Raw genomic sequence first — 20,661 nt, forward strand, 5'->3', positions numbered from 1 at the left:
CCGGACGGCGCACCGACGGGACGGCCGCGGCCCCGGGATCGTTCCGGCCGGTCCCGGAGCGGGAGCTCGAAGACTCCTAGCCCCGGGCCGCCTCGACCGGGCGGTGGCGCAGAGACCAGAGGGCGGCCAGGGCTGCGCAGGGGGCGGTCAGCAGGAGGCAGGCGCCGGTCACCGCACCGACCGGCCGCCACGGCAGGACCAGCGGCGGGGGGCTGCCGAGCAGGGCCAGTGCGCCGTTCATCGCCCCGAGTTGGACGGCCGCGACCGCGCAGCCCAGCAGCGCGCCCACCGTCACCACGAGCAGTGACTCGCCGGTCACCAGCCCGACCACCTGCGCCCGGGTGGCGCCGGTGAGCCGCAACAGGGCGAGTTCCCGGCGGCGGTCGACGGTCGCCATCGCGAGGATGTTGGCGAGCGCGATGCCGGTGTACGTCAGGGCGAGGCCGAGCACCAGGACGGTCCGCAGCCGGGCGATCCGGCCGCTGGCGGGGGCGGAGGCGGCCAGCCACTGCTCGCGGGTGTCGACCCGGGCGCCGAACCGGGTTGCGGTGGCGCGCAGTTGCGCCTCCAGCGCGACGCGGTCCGCCCCGGTGACGGCCCGGACGTCGATGCGGTCCACCCGAGAACCCGGTGCGTTGCGCGCGGTCACGTACAGGCCGTTGTCGCCGAGCCCGTCCCGCAGCACGGCGGCGACCTTGAGGGTCACCCGGCGGCCGTCCGCGAGCACGACCGGCACCGGCTCGCCGACGGCCCGGTGCCCCCACTCCTGCGGCAGCACGATGCCGTCGTCGGTCAGCGCGGCCACCGATCCGGTCACCACCGGCAGCCGGGCGACGCCGGCCAGCGCGCCGGGATCGGCCGTCCGCGCCTCGGAGCGGACCTCGGTGCCGTCCGCCTCGACCACCGCGAGCCGGGTCGGCCCGGTGGGGGAGACGACCGCCCCGGGAACGGCCCGCAGGGCCTCGACCAGCCCCGGGCGGCCCGCACCGGGTGTGAGGACGAAGTCGGCGGCGGTCCGCGCCCGGGCCTCGGCCGTCCGGGAGGCACTCACCGTGTCCAGCGCGCCCGCCAGCGAGCCGGTCAGGGCCACCGACACCAGCACCGGCGCGGCGACCGCCCCGGTGCGGCGCAGCGCGGCGGCGGCGTTCTCCCGCACCAGGCGGCCCGACCAGCGGGACAGCCCGGCCGGCAGCCGGCCGAGCAGGCGCAGCAGCGGCCGGGCGAGGACCGGCGCGAGCAGCCCGCAGGCGGAGATGAGCACCATCGGCTGGACGGTGTAGGTCTTTCGGTGCAGCAGGTCGACCGGGTCCGTGAGCAGGGCCGAGCCGATCAGCCCGGCCGCTGCCGTCAGCAGCCCGAGGCCCCAGAACCAGCGGCCGGCGGTCATCACGCCGGTGTCGAGATCGGCGCTGCGCAGTGCGTCCAGCGGACCGAGACGCCCGGCGCGACGGGCGGCGACAAGGACACCGCCGAGGGCGACCAGCAGGCCGGTCCAGAACGCGGCGACCAGCGGCCAGGTCCCCTGGCCGACGGTGAACCCGGGCGGGGCCATCCCGACGTCCGCCAGCCACCGCACCATCCGCGGCGCGCCCAGCCGGCCCAGCGCGCACCCGGCGGCAGAGGCGGCGGCACCGAGCACGAGCGCCTCGGCCAGCACCGCGCGCCGCACCTGCGCCCGGGTGGCGCCGGCCAGCCGGAGCAGGCCGAGCTCGCGACGGCGCTGGGCGACCGTGTACGAGAAGGTCGAGGCGACGACGAACGCCGAGACGAAGGCGCTCACCCCGCCGGCCGTACCGAGTGCGGCGACCAGCGACACCATGGCCTCGCCGCCGCCGGGCCACGACATCGCGGTGGCCAGACCGAGCAGCATCACCGCCGTCATGGCCACCCCGAGCGCCAGCGCCGTGAACGCGCCCAGCAACGACACCCAGCGCACCCTCAGCGACTTCAGCGCGATCCGCATCATCCTCATGCCCCCCAGCCAACCGCCGGCGCCGGGCCGGATCAGCAGGCCAGGGCCTACCTTCCGGGGTAGGGCCAGCCCTACCGCGCAGAGCGCCGGGGCGGCCTAGGGTGGGGCGGACGCCGCGACGGGGGAGGGGCTCGACGAATGACCGGGGTGACCGGAACGGGCGGGATGCTCTGGAACGCATTGACCCGGCCGGGATTCCTGCGCGGCGCGCTGCCCTGGCGGGCCGCCGGCTACCTGCTCGCCTCCGGGACGGCCGGGTTGCTGCTCTGCGCGGGGCTGTTGCTGGCGGGGACGGTCGCCGGGGTGCTCGCCGTGCTGCTGGTCGGGCTGCCCCTGCTGCTGGCGCTGGGCCTGGTCGGGGTGCCGTTCGCGGCGTGGGAGCGGTGGCTGGTACGGCTGCTGGACGGTGCGCCGGTGCCCGGCCCGCACCTGGTACCGGCCCGCCCCGGGCTCTCGGCCTGGCTGCGGCTGCGCTACCGCGAGCGGGCCACCTGGCGGGAGCTGGGTTTCGCCGCGCTCGCCGCCTTCGTCCTGTGGCCGATCGACCTGGTCGTCGCGGGCTTCGCCCTCGCGGTGCCCGGCTACCTGCTGGCGGCGCTGCCGCTGCTCCTGCTGGACGGCGAACAGGTGAACGTCCTCAAACTCTGGCAGGTCCACTCCCCGTACGTGGCAGCGGCGTTGGGTCTCGGCGGAGTGCTGGCGGCGGCGCTGCTCGCCTATCCGCTGACCGCGGTGGCGGCGGCGCGGGCCGCACTCGTCCGGGCGGTGCTGGCGCCGGGCGGCCAGGAGCTGCGGATCGGCGAACTGGTCAGCTCGCGCGCCCGATTGGTGGACGCCTTCGAGGCGGAACGGCGCCGGATCGAACGGGACCTGCACGACGGCGCCCAACAGCGCCTGGTCGCCCTGGCGATGACGCTCGGACTCGCCAGGCTGGACGCGCCGCCCGGCAGCCCGCTCGCCGACCGGCTGGCCCAGGCGCACCGTGAGGCGGGTGAAGTGCTGTCCGAGCTGCGGGAGTTGATCAATGGCATCCACCCGCAGGTGCTCACCGACCGCGGGCTGCCGGACGCCTGTACGGACGCCGCCGACCGGTCGCCGGTGCCGGTCGACGTCACTTTCGAACTGCCGGGGCGGCTGCCGGCCGCGGTCGAGTCGGCCGGCTGGTTCGCGGTGGCGGAGGCACTGGCGAACATCGCCAAGCACAGCGGTGCCCGCTCCGCCCGCGTCGACGGGCGGTACGCTGACGGGCTGTTGACCATCGAGGTGTCCGACGACGGATGCGGCGGCGCCGATCCGGCCGGCGGCACCGGCCTCACCGGGCTGGCCGACCGGGTCTCCGTGGTCGACGGCGCGCTGACCGTGAGCAGCCCGCCCGGAGGCCCGACCCTGCTGCGTGTGGAGATCCCGTGCACCCCGATCAGCCCGTGAGGCCGCTCCGCGTGGTGCTCGCCGAGGACAGCGTGCTCCTGCGCGAGGGCCTGATCGGCCTGCTGGACCGCTTCGGCCACCGGGTGGTCGCCGCGGTCGGGGACGCCGACGCCCTGGGCGCGGCCGTCGGCGAGCACGGTCCCGACATCGTCATCACCGACGTCCGGATGCCGCCCGGCCAGGCCGACGAGGGCCTGCGCGCCGCCGTCGCCCTGCGCGCCGGGTGCCCGGGCCTCCCGGTGCTGGTGCTCAGCCAGTACGTGCAGCGCGCGTACGCCGCCGAATTGCTGGACTCCGGGGACGGATCCGGCGTGGGGTACCTGCTGAAGGACCGGATCGGGCAGGTCGAGGAGTTCCTCGCGGCGGTCGGCACGGTGGCGGCCGGCGGCACCGTCGTGGACCCGGAAGTGGTGCGCCACCTGCTGCGGCGCCGACGCGACCCCCTGGAACGGCTGACCGCGCGCGAGCGCGAGGTGCTGGTGCTGATGGCCGAGGGCAGGTCCAACGCGGCGATCTGCCGCGAGCTGACGGTCTCCGAGGCGGCCGTCGGCAAGCACATCGGCAACATCCTGATGAAGCTCGACCTGCCCCCGGCCGAGGAGACCCACCGCCGGGTACTTGCCGTCCTGGAGTTCCTCCGGGCGTAGGGCGCGCCTCAAGGCCACCTGTACAGTTCACCCCCGGCCCTCGGCCGGGGTCCGCGGACACTCCGCGGCAGCCGCGGCAGACGGGAGCACGATATGGGGCGGCGGACTGCCGTTGCTGCGGCAGGCGTTGCGCTGGGGGCGGCCGCGCTCTCCGGGTGCACGGTGCCGGTGGGTGCGGTGACCGCCGTCGGGGTCGGCCCGGACGGCGGCCCGGTCGGGGTGGTGATGGTCTGCCAGGGGCAGATCACCACCGCGCATCTCCGGCCCTACGACGCGCAGGACGGCCGGGAGCCGTTCGGCAGCTGGCAGCGCAGCCGTCCGCTGCGGGGCTACGACAGCTGGCCGCTGGCCACGGGCGACGCGGACTGGACCGTCACCCGGCCGATGGCACCCCTCGGCGAGACCCGGCTCGACTTCCGGGCGTGGTCCGGGAACGACTGGACGTCCACCTCGATCGGCTTCAGCACCGCGGACCTGGCGGCGCTGAAGCCGGGCGAGGTCCGCTACACGGAGATCGACCGGAACGGCCGGGAGATCCCGCGCACCGTCACCGTCGAGGAGTTCCGGGCCAAGGCCTGCGACACCCCGTCCGACTGACGGCACGCGGGAGCCGTGCCCGTCAGGCCGGCGACACCGCCGGGGCCGTGTCGGGCGCCGACTGCCGGAGGCGGCGGGCCCGCGGCCCTCCGCCACCCTGCTGACACGCCGACAGCCGCCGGGAGGACGTACGGGTAGGGAACTCGGAGACGCCGTGTCCGAGGTCGGGGATCAGCCCGCGCGCCGGGCGCGGTGGCTGCCGACGAGTACCGTGCCGGCCACGGCGGCCACGGCGCCGGCGGCCATCAGCCCGCGCGAGGACCGCCACGACAGCACCGACCAGCAGGACTGGGCGGACAGCAGCGAGCCGGTGCTCAGCCAGGAACCGGCCGAGATCAGCGACAGCGCGGAACCGATCGAACCGACCGACAGCGCACTGCCGACCGACCCGACGGAGAGCACCGACCCGACCGAGCCGATGGACAGCGCGGAGCCGACCGACCCGATCGACAGGACGGAGTCCTTCGACCAGAGCGAGAACAGCGATCCGGCCTGGGCAGAGGTACGAGCGACCATGGCCCGATCCTAGAGCGTGCCACCCGCCCCCGCGGCCGAACACGGGTCCCCCGAACGGCCCTGCGCACCTCTCAGCCCCGGAGGGCCTTGCGGAGGTGTTCGCCGAATTCGGCGGGGTGGGTGGTGAGGCCGGTGTGTCCACCGGGGAAGTGCCGGAGTTCGGTGCCGAGGCGTTCGGCCAGGAACGCGGCCGGGCGGCAGGGGAGTTCACCGCGCGAATCCTGGCCGCAGGCGAGGACCAGCCGGTCCGACACCACCTCCAGGCGGGCGATGTCCGGGGTGTAGGACATGAAGGCGGGCACGATGCGGCCGACGAAGAACGGCAGCCCGGCGACGGTCCGTTCGGCCCGGGCGGCTGCCTGCGGCGGAAGCTCGACCGCGGCCTGCGGCGGCCCGGAGGCACCGCCGTCCTTCTGCAGGCCGGCGGCGAACACCGCCATCGCCGGCATGAGCCCCTGCGTGCGGAAGGTCTCCTGGACGCGTGCGAGGAGGGCACGGTGCTCGGCGGCGTCCGGCAGGACCTCCACCAGCGGCGGCTCGTGCGCGACGACGCGGGCGATGCGCTCGGGGTGGGCGGTGAGCAGGTGCACGGCCGCGATCGCGCCCGAGCTCGTGCCGAACACCCGGCCGGGCTCGCCGGGTGACAGCAGTTCCAGCAGCCGGAACGCGTCGTCGGCGTGCTCGGCCACGTGCTGCCCGGCCTCCGGGTCGTCCAGCGTGCTCCGGGACAGGCCGCGCGGGTCGTAGGTCGCGACGGTGTACTCGGCGGCCAGATCGTCGGCGACGGCGTCGAAGGAGGCGGCGCCGCCCGTCCCGCCGGGGACCAGCAGCAGGAGCGGGCCCCGGCCGCGTACTTCGTAGTGCAGGGTCGCGCCGTTCACGCGCAGGCGGCCGGTGGTCGGGGCGGTCATCGGGGATCTCCTTCTCGGGGCGGGGGCCAGTGCTCCAGGAGCGAGTGCAGGGCGTCGAGGGCGCGGACCCAGGACTCCTCCGGCGGGCGCTCGTGTCCGAACCCTCCCGCGGCTTCCAGGGAGACGAACCCGTGGAACGTGCTGCGCAGCAGCCTCACCGCGTCGGTCAGGTCGGGCTCGGCCAGGCCGTAGACGCGCAGCATGCCGTAGGTCAGCTCGACGGCGCGCCGCGGCCCGGACGCCTGTGCGGCCAGCTCGGGGTCGATCCGGATCGGGACCTGTGTCGCCGTGTAGCGGCCGGGGTGCTCGTGGGCGTACTCCCGCCAGGCGTTCGCGTACGCGACCAGCGCGTCCCTGCCCGCCCGGCCGGCGGTCGCCTCCGCGATGCGGACGGTCTTCTCGTCGGCCGCCAGCAGGGCGATCCGTCCGCGCAGGTCCTCCAGGCTGCGCACGTGCGCATAGAGGCTCGCGTCCTTCACGCCGAGCCGCCGCGCCACCTGTGACATGGTCACCCGCTCGAGCCCGACCTCGTCGGCCAGCTCGGCGCCCGCCGCCGTCACGCGATCCGCCGTCAGCCCGGCCCGCGCCATGTGCCCACCTCGCTTCCTAGGACTCCTAGTTTTAAACTAGGGGTCCTAGGCGCGGCAAGCGGGATTACCGGGGATCGGCGCCTTCCGTGCCGTCTGCGCTCTCGGCGCTCTCGGCCTCCGGGGCGGGGAGACGCAGGACCTGGCCCGGCACGATGAGGTCGGGGTCGTCGCCGATGAGGTCACGGTTCAGGTCGTGGAGGGCCTGCCAGCCCCCGGCGACGCCCCGGGCCTCCGCAATGCCCGCCAGGCTGTCGCCCTCCTGCACCGTCCACTGTGCGGCGGTCTGCTCCGCGGGGCCGTCGGCGGCGCTCTCGGCGGCGCTCTCGACCGGTTCTGCCGCCGCGCTCTCCGCGGTGCGTCCGCCCGCCCCCGCCGTGGCGGGCCGCTCGGACGGCGTGCCGTGCGCGGGCTTCCGTCCGGCCCCGCGGGCGCCGCAGGAGGGCCACGGCCGCAGGCCGCTGCGCCCGGCCAGCCGCCGGGCGACGGAGATCTGCTGCTCGCGGGAGGCGAGGTCGGCGCGCGGGGCGTACGCGGTGCCGCCGTTGGCGCGCCAGGTGGCCGCGTTGAACTGCAGGCCGCCGTAGTAGCCGTTCCCGGTGTTGAGGTGCCAGCGGCCGCCGCTCTCGCAGGCGGCGATCCGGTCCCAGTCCACTTCCCCGCCCTCGGGTGCCGCGGCCTCCGCGGCCCGTCCGGCCTCGGTGCCGGCCCAGACGCATGCGGCGCTGAGGACGGCCAGGAGCACACGCAGGGCGCGGTGCGGGTTCGACGCGGTGGACGGCACAGGACACTCCGGATCTCGGGGACAGGGCAGCGGCCGCCCTCGGGCGCCGCCCTCCCACCGATGCACGTCCCGCCGCCGACACGCGGCCGACACGACGCGGACCTCACCCGCCCGGCCCCGGCACAGCCCCCGCTCGGCCCACAGCACCGACCGGGGGCAGAACGCACTCGGGCGGTCGCTCGGGGGCGCGTGGGGGCACCTCCCGGCTCGGGCCACCCCCGCTCACCGCCAGGGGTGCACAGGTGTTTACCCTGGACGGGTGAACGCTTGTGCACCCATCCCCAGCTGCTCGGACGGAACGTCGTGAGCCCCGTCGAGGCACCGCGCGCCGAGGCCGCGCCGGCGCCCCCGTTCCTGGTCGGCATCCTGGCCTTCTGCGGCGTCGTCGTGGCGCTGATGCAGACCCTCGTCGTGCCGCTGCTGCCGCACGTCCCGCAACTCACCGGCAGCACCCCGACCGCCGCCAGCTGGCTGGTCACCGTGACACTGCTGACCGGTGCCGTGTGCACCCCGCTGCTCGGCCGGATCGGCGACATGTACGGCAAGCGGCGCGTCCTGCTCGCCTCCCTCGGGGTGCTGGTCGCCGGCTCGGTGCTCTGCGCGGTCAGCTCCCACATCGGCGTGCTGATCGCGGGCCGGGCCCTGCAGGGTGCCGCGCTGGCGGTGGTGCCGCTGGGCATCAGCATCATGCGGGACGAGCTGCCGCCCGCCCGGGTGCTCCCCTCGGTGGCGCTGATGAGTTCGACGCTCGGCATCGGCGCGGCGGTCGGCCTGCCGGTGGCCGCCCTGGTGGTCGAGCACGCGGACTGGCACACCATGTTCTGGGTGTCGGCCGCCCTGGGGCTGCTGGACATGGCACTGGTGCTGTGGAAGGTCCCGGAGTCGCCGGTGCGTTCACCGGGCCGCTTCGACGTGGTGGGCGCGCTCGGCCTGTCCGCCGTCCTGGTGAGCCTGCTCCTCGCGGTCACCCAGGGCGCCGAGTGGGGCTGGACCTCGGGCCGCACGCTCGGCCTGATCGCGGCCGCCGTTCTGCTGGCACCGCTCTGGCTGGCGTACGAGCTGCGCCGCACCTCCCCGATGGTGGACGTGCGGGTCTCGGCCCGCCCGGCGGTGCTGCTGGCCAATGTGGCGGCACTGCTGATCGGCTTCTCGTTCTACGCCAACTCGCTGGTCACCGCACAGATGGTGCAGGAGCCGAGGAGCACGGGGTACGGACTGGGCGCCTCGATCGTGGTCAGCGGGCTGTGCCTGCTGCCGGGCGGAGTTTCCATGGTGGCGCTCTCCCCGGTGTCGGCGCGGATCTCCGCCGCCTTCGGGCCGAAGGTGACGCTGGCCGTCGCCGCGGGCGTGATGGCGGTGGGCTACGTCGTCCGGTTCTTCACCAGCCACGAGCTGTGGATGATCATCGCGGGCGCGACCGTCGTCTCGGCCGGCACCGCCATCGCCTACAGCGCCCTGCCGGCCCTGGTGATCCGGGCGGTTCCCGCCGCCGAGACGGGCGCCGCCAACGGCCTGAACACCCTGATGCGCTCGCTCGGCCAGGCGGTCTGCAGCGCCGTGGTCGCCGCCGTCCTCGCCAACCTGACCTTCCGGGTGGACGGCCGCACGGCGCCGACGCTCCATGCTTATCTCGTGGTCTTCCTCGTCGCGGCCGCCGCCGCCGTACTCGCCCTGCTGGTCACCCTCGCCCTGCCCGGACGGCAGCGGCCCGCCGCCGACGGCCCGGCCGGAAGGCGGGAAGGCGGCTCGGACGGGAAGCCGGCCGCCGCCGGCCTTCCGACCGCGTCCGCGGGGGAGGGCCGGTCATGACCGGCTCCGCCGCCCCGACCGGCCGCCAGGCGATCCTGCGCGCCGCCCGGCGGGCGTTCGCGCTGCAGCCGTACGCCCAGGTGACCCTGCGCGGGATCGCCGCCGACGCCGAGGTCAGCGCCTCCCTGATCGTGAAGCTGTTCGGCAGCAAGGAGGAGCTGTTCGCGCTGACCACCGACTTCTCCGCCGACGCCGAAGAGCTCTTCGACGCGCCGCTGGAGGCGCTCGGCCGCCACATGGTGCTCTCCCTGGTGCGCACCCGGCGCGAGCGCAGCAGCGACCCGCTGCTGCGGGTGGTCTTCTCGCTCGGCATCGAGGACGAGCGGAGCGTCCTGCGCGACCGCTTCCGCGAGCAGGCCACCCGCCGCCTGGCCGACCGGCTCCCGGGCGCCGAACCGGAGCTGCGCGCCGAGCTGATCCTCGGCCAGCTGCTCGGCCTCGGCGCCACGATGAGCATCCACCGGGACGGCGGCGGCACCGGGCAGGCCGCCGCGGGACACCTCGCCGACCTCTGCGCACCGGCCCTGCAGCGGCTGATCGACGGCGGCTGACCGACCCCTCCTGCGCGGACCGGCCGCGCCGGCCGCCCGGTCCGTACGGCTCCGCGCCCGGTCCGCGCGGCCCGTCCGGCGGGCCTACGGTGGGGAGGGGCGCGCCGTTCGGCGGATCCGGGCGAGGCGCGTCGTCCACCGCTGAGCCGGAGGGAGCGTTCCGTCATGGCCCGCACACCGTCGAACCTGGGCGTCGTGGTCCTGGAGCAGGCCGGCGGACCGCTGCTGAAAGTGGCGGGCGAGATGGACCGTGAGACCGCGCCCCGGCTGGCCGACGCCCTGCGGCAGCCCTGGGCCTCGCGCACCGTGCCGACCGCCGTACGGGTCGACCTCGCCGCGGTGACCTTCTGCGACTCCAGCGGGCTCAACGTCCTGCTGGACGCGGACCGGCAGGCCCGCGACCGCGGCACCGTCCTGCTGCTGATGAACCCGCCCGACCAGGTGCGCCGGCTGCTGGCCGTGACCGGCACGGACGAGGTGCTCACCGTCCGCCCCGCTCCAGACTGAAACTGCTCCTGCCCTTGCGGGGCAAGTGTCATCTGTATGCGGAGCATTTCCTCGGCGGGCCCCGCGGGGCGGCCCCGCCTACGGTGGAAAGCGGGTGACGGCACCTGGCCCTACCGCCGCGTCCGGGTAGCCGCCCCTGCCCGTGCAGTGCGGTGGCGAGAGGGACGGTGGGAAGAATGTGCAGATGGCTCGCGTACTCCGGGTCGCCGATCGCCCTGGCCGACCTGCTCTACAAGCCCGAGCACTCGCTGATCGACCAGAGCCGGCACGCCCGGCTCGGCGTGGAGACCACCAACGGCGACGGGTGCGGCGTCGGCTGGTACCCGGACACCAGCGGCGGCACCGGCCCCGGCGAGGTCGAGCCGGAACCGGCGATCTTCCACGCGACCGGCCCGGCCTGGAGCGACCGCAACCTCCTCGAACTCTCCCGCTGCGTCCGCTCGCCGCTCTTCCTCGCCCACATCCGCGCCTCCACCGGCACGGCCGTCCAGCAGAGCAACTGCCACCCCTTCCGGTACGGCCAGTGGCTCTGGATGCACAACGGGGCGATCCACGAATTCCCCGCACTCAAAAGGGACTTGGCGCTCGCCGTCGACCCCCTGCTCTACCCCTTCGTCGAGGGCTCCACCGACTCCGAGCTGATGTTCTACGTGGCGCTCAGCCTAGGCCTGCAGGACGACGCCCCGCTCGCGGTGGAACGCATGATCGGCCTGATCGAGGACGTCGGCGAGCGCCGCGGCGTACCCAACCCGCTCCAGATGACCGTGGCGGTCTCCGACGGCAGCCGGCTCTGGGCCTTCCGCTACTCGAGCGAGCACAACTCGCGCTCGCTCTTCTTCAGCACCGACGTCCGCACGCTTCGCGCCCTCCACCCGGAGATCCCGGTGCTGCACGAGGTCGCGGACGGAACGCGGATCGTGGTGTCGGAGCCCCTCGGCGACCTCGCGGGCGCCTGGAACCAGGTCCCCGAATCGTCCTACGGCGTAGTGGGGAACGGGCACGGCGCACTGCACGCCCTGACCCCGCGCAAGCCCTGATACCCGAGTCGGCCCCGGCTCCGTGCCCGCCCTCGGGGGCTGCGCGGGGCCGGGGCCGCCTGGGGCCGGTCAGATCGCTGCGGCCAGGCGGGTGCCCTGGTCGATGGCGCGCTTGGCGTCGAGCTCGGCCGCGACGTCCGCGCCGCCGATGAGGTGGGCCTCGATGCCGTGCGCGCGCAGCTCCTCCTGGAGGTCGCGGCGGGGCTCCTGCCCGGTGCACAGCACCACGGTGTCGACCTGGAGCAGCTGCTGCTCGCCGTCGAGCAGGAAGTGCAGGCCCTGGTCGTCGATGAGCTGGTAGGTGGCGCCGGCGACGGTGGTGACGCCGCGGTGCTTGAGCTCGGTGCGGTGGATCCAGCCGGTGGTCTTGCCGAGGCCGGCGCCGACCTTGCCGGTCTTGCGCTGCAGCAGGTGGACGCTGCGCGGCGAGGTGCGGCGCACCGGCGGGGTGAGGCCGCCGGGCGTGGTGTGGTCGGTGTCGACACCCCACTGCTCGAAGAAGACCTCGGGGTCGAGGGCGGCCTGCTCGCCGGGGTCGGTGAGGAACTCGGCGACGTCGAAGCCGATGCCGCCGGCGCCGAGGATCGCCACCCGGTCGCCGACCGGGGCGCCGTCGCGCAGCACGTCCAGGTAGCCGACGACGCTGGGGTGGTCGACGCCGGGGATGTCCGGGGTGCGCGGGGTGACGCCGGTGGCGAGGACGATCTCGTCGTAGCGCTCGGCGGCGAGGCCCTCGGCGGTGGCCGTGGTGCCCAGGCGCAGTTCGACCCCGTGGGCGTCGAGCTGGTGGCGGTAGTAGCGGACGGTCTCGTCGAACTCCTGCTTGCCGGGGACCTTGCGGGCGACGTTGAGCTGGCCGCCGATGGTGTCCGCGGCGTCGTAGAGGGTGACGGCGTGCCCGCGCTCGGCCGCGGAGACGGCGAAGGCGAGGCCGGCCGGGCCGGCGCCGACGACGCCGATCCGCTTGCGCAGCTTGGTGGGGGAGAGGACGAGTTCGGTCTCGTGGCAGGCCCGCGGGTTGACCAGGCAGGAGGTGATCTTGAGGCTGAAGGTGTGGTCCAGGCAAGCCTGGTTGCAGCCGATGCAGGTGTTGACGGCCTCGGGGGTGCCGGCGGCGGCCTTGGCGACGAAGGCGGGGTCGGCGAGCAGCGGGCGGGCCATGGAGACCAGGTCGGCGTGGCCGTCGGCGAGGATCTTCTCGGCGAGCTCGGGGGTGTTGATGCGGTTGCTGGTGACCAGCGGGATGCCGACCGAGCCCATGAGCTTCTCGGTGACCCAGGTGAACGCGCCGCGCGGCACCGAGGTCGCGATGGTGGGGATGCGGGCCTCGTGCCAGCCGATGCCGGTGTTGATGATGGTCGCGCCGGCGGCCTCGATCGCCTTGGCGAGCTGCACGACCTCCTCGAGGGTGGAGCCGCCGGGCACCAGGTCGAGCATGGAGAGCCGGTAGATCAGGATGAAGTCCTCGCCGACCCGCTCGCGGACGCGGCGGACGATCTCCACCGGGAACCGCATCCGGTTCTCGTACGAGCCGCCCCACCGGTCGGTGCGGTGGTTGGTCGGTGCGGCGATGAACTCGTTGATCAGGTAGCCCTCGGAGCCCATGATCTCGACGCCGTCGTAGCCGGCCGAGCGGGCGAGCTCGGCGCAGCGGGCGAAGTCCTCGATCGTCTGCTCGATCTGCTCGTCCGTCAGCTCGTTCGGGGTGAACGGGCTGATCGGGGCCTTGAGCGGGCTGGGGGCGACCAGGTCCTGGTGGTAGGCGTAGCGGCCGAAGTGCAGGATCTGCATGGCGATCCGGCCGCCGGCGGCGTGCACGGCGTCGGTGATCACCCGGTGCTCGGCGGCCTCGGTGCCGGTGGTGAGCATGGCGCCGCCCTCCCAGGGGCGCCCGGCCTCGTTGGGTGCGATGCCGCCGGTGACGATCAGGCCGACGCCGCCGCGGGCCCGCTCGGCGTAGAACGCGGCCATCCGCTCGAAGCCGTTGGGGGCCTCCTCCAGCCCGACGTGCATCGAGCCCATGACCACCCGGTTGGGCAGGGTGGTGAAGCCCAGGTCGAGCGGGCTGAGCAGGTGGGGGTAGGCGGTCATCCGAGGCCTCCAGCAGGGTCGTCGTGTGCCCTTTGTAGACCTCCGGGGCCCGATTGTGCAACTAGGTGCATATGGCGGGCGGGCGAGTGCTGCGTCACACCGGGGCCGGTCGGCCCCGGCCGGGCGGGCTCGGCCTGCGGGGCTCAGGCTGCCGCGGCCGTGACCCGGCTGGTGACGCAGAGGATCCAGGCGACCAGTTCGGCCGCGACCTCCTCGCGGTTGGTCTCGTTGAGGATCTCGTGCCGGGCCCCCGCGTAGGTGCGGTAGGTGACGTCGGTCAGGCCAGCGTGCCGGTAGCGCTCCACGACCACGTCGGAGAGGGTGAGCTCGGCGTTCAGCGGGTCGCGGTCGCCGACCGCGACGTAGACCGGGAGGTCGGGCCGGACGCCCTCCGGGAAGGTGAGGCGGTGGGCCGCCGCGGCGAGGTCCTCCATGCCGCGGGCGTCCAGCGCGAAGCCGCAGAGCGGGTCGGCGAGGTAGGCGTCCACCTGGGCCTCGTCCCGGCTGAGCCAGTCGCAGGGCGTGCGGGCCGGCTCGAAGGGCGCGTTGAAGGCCGCCGCCGCATCGCCGCCGGCCGCCGCGAGGGCGGTGAGCAGCCGGTCGAGCGCGGTGGTGCCGGAGAGCGCAACGCCCGCCAGCCGCTCGGAGTGGTCGAGGATGTACTGCTGGGAGGCGAAGGAGCCGAGGCTGTGGCCGACGAGCACCAGCGGCAGGCCGGGGTGGCGGTCCTCGACGAGGTCGGACAGCGCCACCATGTCCTGGACGAGCAGGTTCCAGCCGTCCGCGCCGAGGTGTCCGGGGGTGCCGGTGATCGTCCGGCCGTGGCCGCGGTGGTCGGCGGCGTACACGGCGTAGCCCTGTGCGGTGAGGGAGGCCGCCAGCCGGGCGTACCGGCAGGCGTGCTCGCCCATGCCGTGGGCGAGCTGGACGACGCCGCGGGGCGGGCCGCCGGGCAGCCACTCGTGCACGTGGATCTCGAGTCCGTCGCTGCTGGTGAAGGTGAACATCTGCGGCTCCTCGGCATCGCGCTGCGGCACGGCCGGGTCTCCGGAGGCGCGCATGTGCCGGTGGGTGCGCCGAGGCGGCCCGGTCACATACGACGCTAGGTCATTCGACATTGTCGAACAATGGTCAGTCGGTATCGGATCGGCATCGACCTTGTCGACCATTCCCTGCTCGGACTGTCCGGTGGCGGAGGCGGTCGAACACCTGCGCGGAGGCCGGGATAGGGTCGTCGGATGATCAGTGCGAGTGCCGTCGGCGGGATCGCCGCCGTCTCCTTCGGCATGGTGATGACCCCGGGCCCGAACATGATCTACTGCGTCTCGCGGTCGGTGAGCCAGGGCCGTCGCGCCGGACTGATCTCGCTCGGCGGGGTCGTCCTCGGCTTCCTCGCCTACCTGGCCGCGGCCGTTGCCGGGCTCTCCGCACTCTTCGCCCTGGTGCCGACCGCCTACCTGGTGCTCAAGCTGGCCGGCGCCGGCTACCTGCTGTGGCTGGCCTGGCGAGCCTTCCGGTCGCCGGCCCACTCGCCGTTCCGTGCCACCGAGATGGCGCACGACCGGCCGGCGAAGCTGTTCGGCATGGGTGTGCTGACCTGCCTGCTCAACCCCAAGCTGGCCGTCCTCTACATCACCCTGCTCCCGCAGTTCGTGGAGCCGGAACGCGGCGGCGTCGCCCTGCAGAGCGCCGTCCTCGGGCTCACCCAGATCACGGTCGGCACCCTCGGCAACGCCGCCTTCGTCCTCACCGCCGGCGCACTGGCGGGCTTCCTCGCCCGCCGGCCCCTGCTGCAGCGCCTGCACGGCTGGGCCACCGGCACCCTCCTCGCCGCCTTCGCCCTCCGCATCGCCACCGAACGCCCTCAGCCCGCCGCCTGAGGGCGACCGCATCAGGGGCGTGACCCCTCCCGCCCCTGATGCGGCCGAACGGTCAGTTGCGGCGCCAGAGGGCGGGGACGTTCGGGGGTTCCCAGCCGGCGAAGGCGGTGTGGGCCTGGATGCAGGTGTAGCCGAGGCCGCCGTAGGTGACGACGTCGCCGACGCGGTAGGCGGTGCCCGCCCGCCAGGTGCCGCCGGGAGTCGTCGGCGAGGCCGTCGGGGTGGGGCCGGTCGGGGTGGGGGAGGGCGACTGCGGGACGTCCAGGACGAAGTCGAAGGAGGCCTCCCGTCCGGGGCCCGACTGACGGACGGTCATCACCAGGGCCGGGTCGAAGATGGTGTCGGTGGAGTTCCGCGGCTCGCCGGGGAAGTACAGCTGCGTGGTGAGCACCGGCCGCCCCGGCGCCTGGAGCTTCACGTGCAGGTGCCGGGTGCGGCCCGGGTACAGCCCCGGCACCACGGTGGTCAGCGAGAACCGGCCCTGGTCGTCGGTGAACTGGTGCCCGCGCATGGTGTAGCCCGCGTTGTCGTAGGCACCTGCCGTGTCCGCCTGCCAGAAGTCCAGCAGGACGCCCGCCACCGGCCGGCAGGCCCGGCCGAAGACGTAGCCGCTCACGGTCAGCGGAGTGCCCGGGGTACCGGGGGTGGTCAGTACGGTGCGCAGCGGCGAACCGGGCTTGAAGTACGGGCCCTCGATCTGTTCGGCGGTCGGCTCGTCGCCGTCGTGGCAGGACGGTGTGAGCCCCACCGGGCCGCCCGCGCTGTCGCGGGCGAGCGCGGCCCCGCCGCCGAGGAGTACGGGGGCGGCGCCGGCCAGTACGGCGGCCTTGAGGAGGTTCTTGCGGGTGAGCGTCGGCTCGCCGGGCCTGTCGTTCGGCGGTACGGGCATGGCTGGTCGCTCCGTTTCGGGATGTGGGGGAGGGGCGGCACCGGCCCGTCCTGGGCATGACAGGTGATGTGCCCGGCCGGGGCCCTGCGGTGTGCGCCCGGTGTGCTCCGACGCTACGGCGGTGCGGCGCGCCGGTCGATGGACCGGCCACCCGTGCTGTGGTGCATTCCTCCGCCCTCGCTCGCACGGAACTCCCCCGGCGTCAGCCCGACTTCGCGGCGGAAGAATCGGCAGAAGTAGGCCGGGTCGGCGAACCCCGCCGCCACGGAGACCTGACGGACGGTCAGATCCGTCGAGGTGAGCAGCCGTTTGGCCTCCAGGGTCTGCTGCTGCCGGACCAGGCGGGCGGGCGTGCGGCCGGTGGCCTCCCGGACCAGTTCGTGCAACCGCCCTGTGGAGACGCCGAGTTCGCGGGCGTACGAGGCCACGGTGCGGTCCGGCCGGGCGGGGTCGGCGATGAGCTGCCGGAACTGCACGACCAGCGGGTGGGGCCGTGCGGCGGCCGCCGTTCCCGGGCGTCCGGCCAGCGCCCGTACCGCCCGGACGAGCAGCACGTGGAGGAGGGCCTGGAGCACCCCGGGGCGGCCGTCCTCGGCTGCCAGGTGCTCCCGTTCGAGGTCGGCGAGCAGGCCGGTGAGCACGCGGTCCTGGGCGCGGTCGGGGCACAGCGGCGGAGCGGCGGCCAACTCCCGGACGAGGCCGGCGTCCTCGGGGTGGCGCAGCAGGAAGTCCTCCTCGAACAGCAGCACCCAGCCGGCCACGCCGCCGGCCCGCGCCCAGTGGTGGACCTGGCCCGGTGCGACGACGCACAGCTGCGGCGGCCGCAGCGGGTGCTCGACCAGATCGACGACGTGGCAGCCCCGGCCGCGGGTCACATAGGCGATCTCGTGGAAGGAGTGCCGGTGCGGAAATGCGGCCCGGGCGAGCGGGCCGATGGTGTCGAAGGTGCCGATCGCAAAGGGCAGCAGGCCGCGGTCGGGCACGTCCAGCCGGTGCAACTCGATCTCGGGGGAGAGGGGTTGGCGTGTCATCGGAGCAGTGTCCCGGCCGTCCCCCGGCCCGTCCATAGGTCTGGACCATAGCGCCGGTCGGCCCGGCCGGCCGGTAGGGTGCGTGCATGGCCGACGGCAGACGCTTCCCGACCGAGCCGCTCCGCTCCGTGCGCTACCGCAAGCGCGCCGTCGGAGGGTGCGGGCCGTACATCGACGTCACGCTCGACTTCGAGCCCGCTGCGGAGGGCGTCGTCTTCGAGGTGCGGGACGGCGTGCTCGCCGACTGGGAGTGGCCCGACGACCTGCCGATGTTCTTCGCCGCCACCGAGGCCGGCGTCCGCCAGGAGCTGGCCGACCACGCCGAGACGGTGACCGCCGCCGTGCGCGTGGTGCTGACCGACGCCCGCGCCCACATCGTCGACACCAGCGAGTACGGCTTCAAGATCGGCGGCCAGTACGCCGTCCGCGCGGCCCTGGTGCAGGCCTTCGGCGAGCCCGACGACGTGTAGGGGCGCGGACGGCGGCCCGTCAGTCGTCCTCGCCCAGGTAGGCGTCCAGGCCCTCCTGCTGGATGCGCCGGTCGACGAAGGGCCTGGTCGCCGCCACGACGGCGCCGCCGACCGCGCCCAGCAGCGCCGCGGCCTGCGTGTCCGCCCGGCCGACCCGGCCGAGACTCGCGTACGCCCCGAGTACCGCGCCGACCAGCACCGGCCCGCGCTCGTCCTCCCGGCCGGCCTGCTCGACGACGTCCACGAAGGCCACCGCGAGGCGGCTGGCCCCCGCCCGGTCCCTGATCCGCACCGCGAGCTCGGAGGTGTCGGCGCCGTCGAAGGCCAGCCTGCCGAGCGCGCGCAGGTCGTCGACCTCCTCGTGGCCCAGGCCGGCCGTGGTCAGCCGCAGCAGGTGGTAGCGGAGCCGGCCCAGGGCGGCATCCTCGAAGACGAAGTCCCGGGCGATGCGATAGGCATCACCGACCCCGGGGGAGAAATCCTGGGCGCTGCTCGTGGACACGGTTCCGTCCCTTCCCGACGACAGACGACAGGCGACAAGCGGTGCTTGCGGGCCGCGGGCACGGCCCCCGCCGCTGATGCGTGCCCCCGGCACCCGCCTCCCAGCGGCCTGCACCGCAGAATCGCCCCGACCGGCCGAGCGCACGCCGCCCCCGCTGCGCCGTCCGGGCCACACGCTCGCACGGCAGTACGGACGGATGACGTCCCTGATGACCAGTCACTCCCGTTGGCAGAGGGCGGAAAAGGGACGGTCCACCGGTTCGCTGCTCGCCCGCCGTGGTCTTCACGGTCGGCCGGCGCCACTACCGGGTGGAGGTCGTGGTGGACCGCGGCGAGCACGGCCCGGCCAACGCCGACCGGGAGGCCGCCGCCGCGCGGACCCCGGCCACCGCCGCCGGGGCCCTCACGGGCTGACGCGCGCCGCGGGCGCACCCGCCCGGTACGGCCTACCGTGGAGGGCGGCACCGAACCCCGGAGGAACCAGTGGCAGCTCCGCTCTCGATCGGGCAGCGTGCCGGGCGGTACCGGGAGGCGTTCGGACTGCGCCGCGAGGAGGTCGCGGAGGCGGTCGGCCGCAGCCGCGAGTGGCTGAGATCCCTGGAGGGCGGCGGGCTGCAGCTCGACCGCTACACCATGATCCACGCACTCGCCGACGCCCTCGGCACCGACCCGGGCGACCTGCTGCTCCCACCCGACAGCCACGGCGACCCGCAGCTGCGCCGGGCCCGCCGCACCGTCCCCGCGCTGCGGCACGCCCTGCTCCGCGTCGACCTCCCCCCGGCGGCCGAACCGGCGCAGGACCGACCCGCCGAAGCGGACCCGCTGCGCCGCGGGGTCGACGAGGCCCGCCGGCTGCAGCGCGACGCCCGGTACGACGACCTCGGCCTGCTCCTGCCGCCGCTCCTCGACGGGCTGCGCGGCGCAGCCGCCGACGCCTCCGGCGACGACCGCGCCGTGGCCCTGTACCTGCTCGGCGAGACGCTGCACCTGGCCTCGACGCTGACCCGCAGACTCGGCCGTACGGACCTCGCTGCGCTCGCCGCCGCCGAGGCCCTGCACACCGCCATCGCCACCGGCGACCCGCTGCAGGTCACCGCCGCCGACTGGCTCCGGGCCGAGGTCTGCGCGGCCGTCGGAGCCGCCGACGAGGCCCGCGCCCTGGTGGCCGGCGGGCTGGACCGGCTGGACGGCCTGCTCGGCCGTACCGGCCTCGACGCAGCGGCCGACCGCGGGGCCGGCTCCGACCGGGCCCTGTGGAGCCTGTGGGGCATGCTGCACGCGGTGGCCGCCGTGCTGGAGGCCCAGCGGGGCCGTCAGGCCGAGGCCGCCGACCACCTGGCCGGGGCTGCCGGTGCCGCCGGTCGGCTCGGCGCCCCTGCCGTGGACCTGCTCGGCCCGGCCCCGATCGCCGAGTTCTCGGCGGCGGAGGCCGCCGTCCACTCCGTCCACGCCGCCCTCGAACTCGGCGAGGACCTCGAGGCGCTCGAGCGGATCGCCGCCGTCGATCTGACCGTGCTGCCGCGCGGGCGGCGCGCCCGGCACGGCATCGACCGCGCCCGGGTGCACGCGAGGGCCGGCGACGACGACGCCGCGCTGCGCGAACTCCTGGCCGCCGACCGGTTCGCCCCGCAGGCCGTCCGCGCGCACCCGCTGGTGCCCGAGCTCGTCCTCGCGGCGGCCCGCCGCGGGCGGGCCTCGACCGCCGCCGACGAGGCCGCCGCCCACCTCGGCGTGGAACTCTGAGCTTGTCGTTTAACGTCGCCAAGATCACGGAGGCGGATCAGCGTCCTTCGTCTCGGCTAGGTTGTCGCCGGAACGAGACGAAAGGCGAGGCTTGTGCACCCTGGCATCGAGAGACTTTCCCAGGTCATGTCGTCGGAGCACGGTGCCGGTGAGCGTGCTGACTGGGCTGCCGCCCTGGTGAGCTGGGGTGTCACCTTCCCCGAGGACTATCGGGCCTTCATGGCGGTGTACGGCAGTGGTTCGATCAGCGACGAGGCAGACATTCTCACTCCCGTGCTCGTCGAAACCACCCTGGTCGCGTCGATGGCGGACGTGACGGCAGACGCTCGCCACGTCTGGGAGATGGAGGGCGGCCGGGCTGTCCTGGATGTCGACCCGAACCGCATCCTGGCATGGGGTGTGACGTCTGGTCCCGACTTGCTGTGCTGGTTGACCTCGGACGACGATCCCGACCGCTGGCCGGTGCTGATCATCGGCCGTCACACCCGACCGATGTTCACGATCCACCCGTTCGGCATGGCCGAGTTTCTCCGGCGACTGCTGTGTGAGGATTCGACGGCCTGGGAGCGGTGGCCGCTCAGTATCGGGCGCCCGCTGCTGCTGAACCCGGCGCCGAGCTTCGTGCACTGGCAGGTGCAGGAGACCCGGTGGAGTGCCGGCCTCGATCCGGCGACCGGAGAGCCGAGCAGGTTCCCCGGCGGCTTCTGACC

22 protein-coding genes are annotated in these 20,661 nt (G+C 74.6%); 12 read left to right on the forward strand and 10 right to left on the reverse strand.

The genetic code is table 11. From position 1 onward, the window contains the following. Positions 1–76: 76 nt before the first annotated feature. The gene (locus ACQ614_RS36435) at positions 77–1,972 is read right to left on the reverse strand and encodes an FtsX-like permease family protein (RefSeq protein ID WP_431683400.1); all 1,896 of its coding nucleotides are present in this window, start codon (positions 1,970–1,972) and stop codon (positions 77–79) included. A 138-nt stretch (positions 1,973–2,110) separates the two neighbouring features. Here ACQ614_RS36435 and ACQ614_RS36440 point away from each other — a divergent pair, with 138 nt between their 5' ends. The 3 genes from ACQ614_RS36440 to ACQ614_RS36450 all read left to right on the forward strand — a co-directional run bounded on the left by ACQ614_RS36440 (position 2,111) and on the right by ACQ614_RS36450 (position 4,644). Further along, the gene (locus tag ACQ614_RS36440; protein ID WP_431683401.1) at positions 2,111–3,400 is read left to right on the forward strand and encodes a sensor domain-containing protein; all 1,290 of its coding nucleotides are present in this window, start codon (positions 2,111–2,113) and stop codon (positions 3,398–3,400) included. A gap of 14 nt (positions 3,401–3,414) precedes the next feature. Next, entirely contained in the window at positions 3,415–4,047 is a 633-nt protein-coding gene (locus ACQ614_RS36445) for a LuxR C-terminal-related transcriptional regulator (protein ID WP_431684112.1), read from the forward strand. Positions 4,048–4,224: 177 nt separating this feature from the next. Next, positions 4,225–4,644, forward strand: a complete 420-nt coding sequence (locus tag ACQ614_RS36450) for a hypothetical protein (RefSeq protein WP_431683402.1) — start codon at positions 4,225–4,227, stop codon at positions 4,642–4,644. Positions 4,645–4,815: 171 nt separating this feature from the next. On the opposite strand, the gene ACQ614_RS36455 is transcribed toward ACQ614_RS36450, so the two are convergent. The 4 genes from ACQ614_RS36455 to ACQ614_RS36470 form a co-directional block, all read right to left on the reverse strand. Continuing rightward, positions 4,816–5,160: a hypothetical protein gene (locus tag ACQ614_RS36455; protein WP_431683403.1), complete on the reverse strand. Its 345-nt coding sequence runs from the start codon at positions 5,158–5,160 to the stop codon at positions 4,816–4,818. 71 nt (positions 5,161–5,231) lie between these two features. Beyond that, complete coding sequence (locus ACQ614_RS36460) at positions 5,232–6,071, reverse strand: alpha/beta fold hydrolase (protein WP_431683404.1); 840 nt, start codon at positions 6,069–6,071, stop codon at positions 5,232–5,234. Further along, the gene (locus tag ACQ614_RS36465; RefSeq protein WP_431683405.1) at positions 6,068–6,661 is read right to left on the reverse strand and encodes a TetR/AcrR family transcriptional regulator; all 594 of its coding nucleotides are present in this window, start codon (positions 6,659–6,661) and stop codon (positions 6,068–6,070) included. The genes ACQ614_RS36460 and ACQ614_RS36465 overlap by 4 nt, the downstream gene beginning before the upstream one ends. Before the next feature lie 64 nt (positions 6,662–6,725). After that, a complete protein-coding gene (locus tag ACQ614_RS36470) occupies positions 6,726–7,442 on the reverse strand; it encodes a transglycosylase family protein (protein ID WP_431683406.1) in 717 nt (238 codons plus the stop codon). Between the two features lie 303 nt (positions 7,443–7,745). Between ACQ614_RS36470 and ACQ614_RS36475 the strand changes: the two genes are divergently transcribed. From ACQ614_RS36475 to ACQ614_RS36490, 4 genes are all read left to right on the forward strand, one after another. Next, positions 7,746–9,251, forward strand: coding sequence for an MFS transporter (locus ACQ614_RS36475; RefSeq protein WP_431683407.1), 1,506 nt, complete (start codon positions 7,746–7,748; stop codon positions 9,249–9,251). Continuing rightward, on the forward strand, positions 9,248–9,802 hold the full coding sequence (locus tag ACQ614_RS36480; protein WP_431683408.1) for a TetR family transcriptional regulator: 555 nt from the start codon (positions 9,248–9,250) through the stop codon (positions 9,800–9,802). Before ACQ614_RS36475 ends, ACQ614_RS36480 begins: the two co-directional genes overlap by 4 nt. Positions 9,803–9,967: 165 nt before the next feature. Beyond that, the gene (locus tag ACQ614_RS36485) at positions 9,968–10,309 is read left to right on the forward strand and encodes an STAS domain-containing protein (RefSeq protein WP_431683409.1); all 342 of its coding nucleotides are present in this window, start codon (positions 9,968–9,970) and stop codon (positions 10,307–10,309) included. 176 nt (positions 10,310–10,485) lie between these two features. Next, on the forward strand, positions 10,486–11,346 hold the full coding sequence (locus tag ACQ614_RS36490; RefSeq protein ID WP_431683410.1) for a class II glutamine amidotransferase: 861 nt from the start codon (positions 10,486–10,488) through the stop codon (positions 11,344–11,346). 69 nt (positions 11,347–11,415) lie between these two features. On the opposite strand, the gene ACQ614_RS36495 is transcribed toward ACQ614_RS36490, so the two are convergent. Then, the gene (locus ACQ614_RS36495; RefSeq protein ID WP_431683411.1) at positions 11,416–13,437 is read right to left on the reverse strand and encodes an FAD-dependent oxidoreductase; all 2,022 of its coding nucleotides are present in this window, start codon (positions 13,435–13,437) and stop codon (positions 11,416–11,418) included. Between the two features lie 143 nt (positions 13,438–13,580). Then, on the reverse strand, positions 13,581–14,498 hold the full coding sequence (locus tag ACQ614_RS36500) for a lysophospholipase (protein WP_431683412.1): 918 nt from the start codon (positions 14,496–14,498) through the stop codon (positions 13,581–13,583). A 177-nt stretch (positions 14,499–14,675) separates the two neighbouring features. Between ACQ614_RS36500 and ACQ614_RS36505 the strand changes: the two genes are divergently transcribed. Continuing rightward, complete coding sequence (locus ACQ614_RS36505) at positions 14,676–15,317, forward strand: LysE family translocator (protein ID WP_431683413.1); 642 nt, start codon at positions 14,676–14,678, stop codon at positions 15,315–15,317. A gap of 52 nt (positions 15,318–15,369) precedes the next feature. Here the strand turns inward: ACQ614_RS36505 and ACQ614_RS36510 are convergent, their stop codons facing one another. Together ACQ614_RS36510 and ACQ614_RS36515 are read right to left on the reverse strand one after the other, a co-directional pair. Next, on the reverse strand, positions 15,370–16,206 hold the full coding sequence (locus ACQ614_RS36510; RefSeq protein ID WP_431683414.1) for a carbohydrate-binding protein: 837 nt from the start codon (positions 16,204–16,206) through the stop codon (positions 15,370–15,372). Positions 16,207–16,319: 113 nt separating this feature from the next. Further along, positions 16,320–17,237, reverse strand: coding sequence for a helix-turn-helix domain-containing protein (locus ACQ614_RS36515; protein ID WP_431683415.1), 918 nt, complete (start codon positions 17,235–17,237; stop codon positions 16,320–16,322). A gap of 86 nt (positions 17,238–17,323) precedes the next feature. On the opposite strand from ACQ614_RS36515, the gene ACQ614_RS36520 reads away from it, so the two are divergent. After that, complete coding sequence (locus ACQ614_RS36520; RefSeq protein ID WP_431683416.1) at positions 17,324–17,707, forward strand: hypothetical protein; 384 nt, start codon at positions 17,324–17,326, stop codon at positions 17,705–17,707. 19 nt (positions 17,708–17,726) lie between these two features. On the opposite strand, the gene ACQ614_RS36525 is transcribed toward ACQ614_RS36520, so the two are convergent. Then, positions 17,727–18,209, reverse strand: a complete 483-nt coding sequence (locus ACQ614_RS36525; protein WP_431683417.1) for a hypothetical protein — start codon at positions 18,207–18,209, stop codon at positions 17,727–17,729. A gap of 275 nt (positions 18,210–18,484) precedes the next feature. Here ACQ614_RS36525 and ACQ614_RS36530 point away from each other — a divergent pair, with 275 nt between their 5' ends. The 3 genes from ACQ614_RS36530 to ACQ614_RS36540 all read left to right on the forward strand — a co-directional run bounded on the left by ACQ614_RS36530 (position 18,485) and on the right by ACQ614_RS36540 (position 20,659). Continuing rightward, positions 18,485–18,622: a hypothetical protein gene (locus ACQ614_RS36530; RefSeq protein WP_431683418.1), complete on the forward strand. Its 138-nt coding sequence runs from the start codon at positions 18,485–18,487 to the stop codon at positions 18,620–18,622. A gap of 69 nt (positions 18,623–18,691) precedes the next feature. Continuing rightward, positions 18,692–19,951, forward strand: coding sequence for a helix-turn-helix domain-containing protein (locus ACQ614_RS36535; RefSeq protein ID WP_431683419.1), 1,260 nt, complete (start codon positions 18,692–18,694; stop codon positions 19,949–19,951). Positions 19,952–20,077: 126 nt separating this feature from the next. Next, positions 20,078–20,659 (forward strand): SMI1/KNR4 family protein, encoded by a 582-nt coding sequence (locus ACQ614_RS36540; RefSeq protein ID WP_431683420.1) that lies wholly within the window; start codon positions 20,078–20,080, stop codon positions 20,657–20,659. Positions 20,660–20,661 lie beyond the last annotated feature (2 nt).

The sequence above is a fragment of the Kitasatospora dryopteridis genome (genome assembly GCF_050749075.1).
GTDB lineage: Bacteria > Actinomycetota > Actinomycetes > Streptomycetales > Streptomycetaceae > Kitasatospora.

Bases quoted from the DNA above. Each gene is read 5' to 3' on its own strand.
- ACQ614_RS36455 (WP_431683403.1), bottom strand. From the start codon at position 5,160: ATGGTCGCTCGTACCTCTGCCCAGGCCGGATCGCTGTTCTCGCTCTGG.
- ACQ614_RS36480 (WP_431683408.1), top strand. From the start codon at position 9,248: ATGACCGGCTCCGCCGCCCCGACCGGCCGCCAGGCGATCCTGCGCGCC.
- ACQ614_RS36440 (WP_431683401.1), top strand. From the start codon at position 2,111: ATGACCGGGGTGACCGGAACGGGCGGGATGCTCTGGAACGCATTGACC.
- ACQ614_RS36520 (WP_431683416.1), top strand. From the start codon at position 17,324: ATGGCCGACGGCAGACGCTTCCCGACCGAGCCGCTCCGCTCCGTGCGC.
- ACQ614_RS36515 (WP_431683415.1), bottom strand. From the start codon at position 17,237: ATGACACGCCAACCCCTCTCCCCCGAGATCGAGTTGCACCGGCTGGAC.
- ACQ614_RS36540 (WP_431683420.1), top strand. From the start codon at position 20,078: ATGTCGTCGGAGCACGGTGCCGGTGAGCGTGCTGACTGGGCTGCCGCC.
- ACQ614_RS36435 (WP_431683400.1), bottom strand. From the start codon at position 1,972: ATGAGGATGATGCGGATCGCGCTGAAGTCGCTGAGGGTGCGCTGGGTG.
- ACQ614_RS36465 (WP_431683405.1), bottom strand. From the start codon at position 6,661: ATGGCGCGGGCCGGGCTGACGGCGGATCGCGTGACGGCGGCGGGCGCC.
- ACQ614_RS36505 (WP_431683413.1), top strand. From the start codon at position 14,676: ATGATCAGTGCGAGTGCCGTCGGCGGGATCGCCGCCGTCTCCTTCGGC.
- ACQ614_RS36500 (WP_431683412.1), bottom strand. From the start codon at position 14,498: ATGCGCGCCTCCGGAGACCCGGCCGTGCCGCAGCGCGATGCCGAGGAG.
- ACQ614_RS36460 (WP_431683404.1), bottom strand. From the start codon at position 6,071: ATGACCGCCCCGACCACCGGCCGCCTGCGCGTGAACGGCGCGACCCTG.
- ACQ614_RS36510 (WP_431683414.1), bottom strand. From the start codon at position 16,206: ATGCCCGTACCGCCGAACGACAGGCCCGGCGAGCCGACGCTCACCCGC.
- ACQ614_RS36490 (WP_431683410.1), top strand. From the start codon at position 10,486: ATGTGCAGATGGCTCGCGTACTCCGGGTCGCCGATCGCCCTGGCCGAC.
- ACQ614_RS36485 (WP_431683409.1), top strand. From the start codon at position 9,968: ATGGCCCGCACACCGTCGAACCTGGGCGTCGTGGTCCTGGAGCAGGCC.
- ACQ614_RS36495 (WP_431683411.1), bottom strand. From the start codon at position 13,437: ATGACCGCCTACCCCCACCTGCTCAGCCCGCTCGACCTGGGCTTCACC.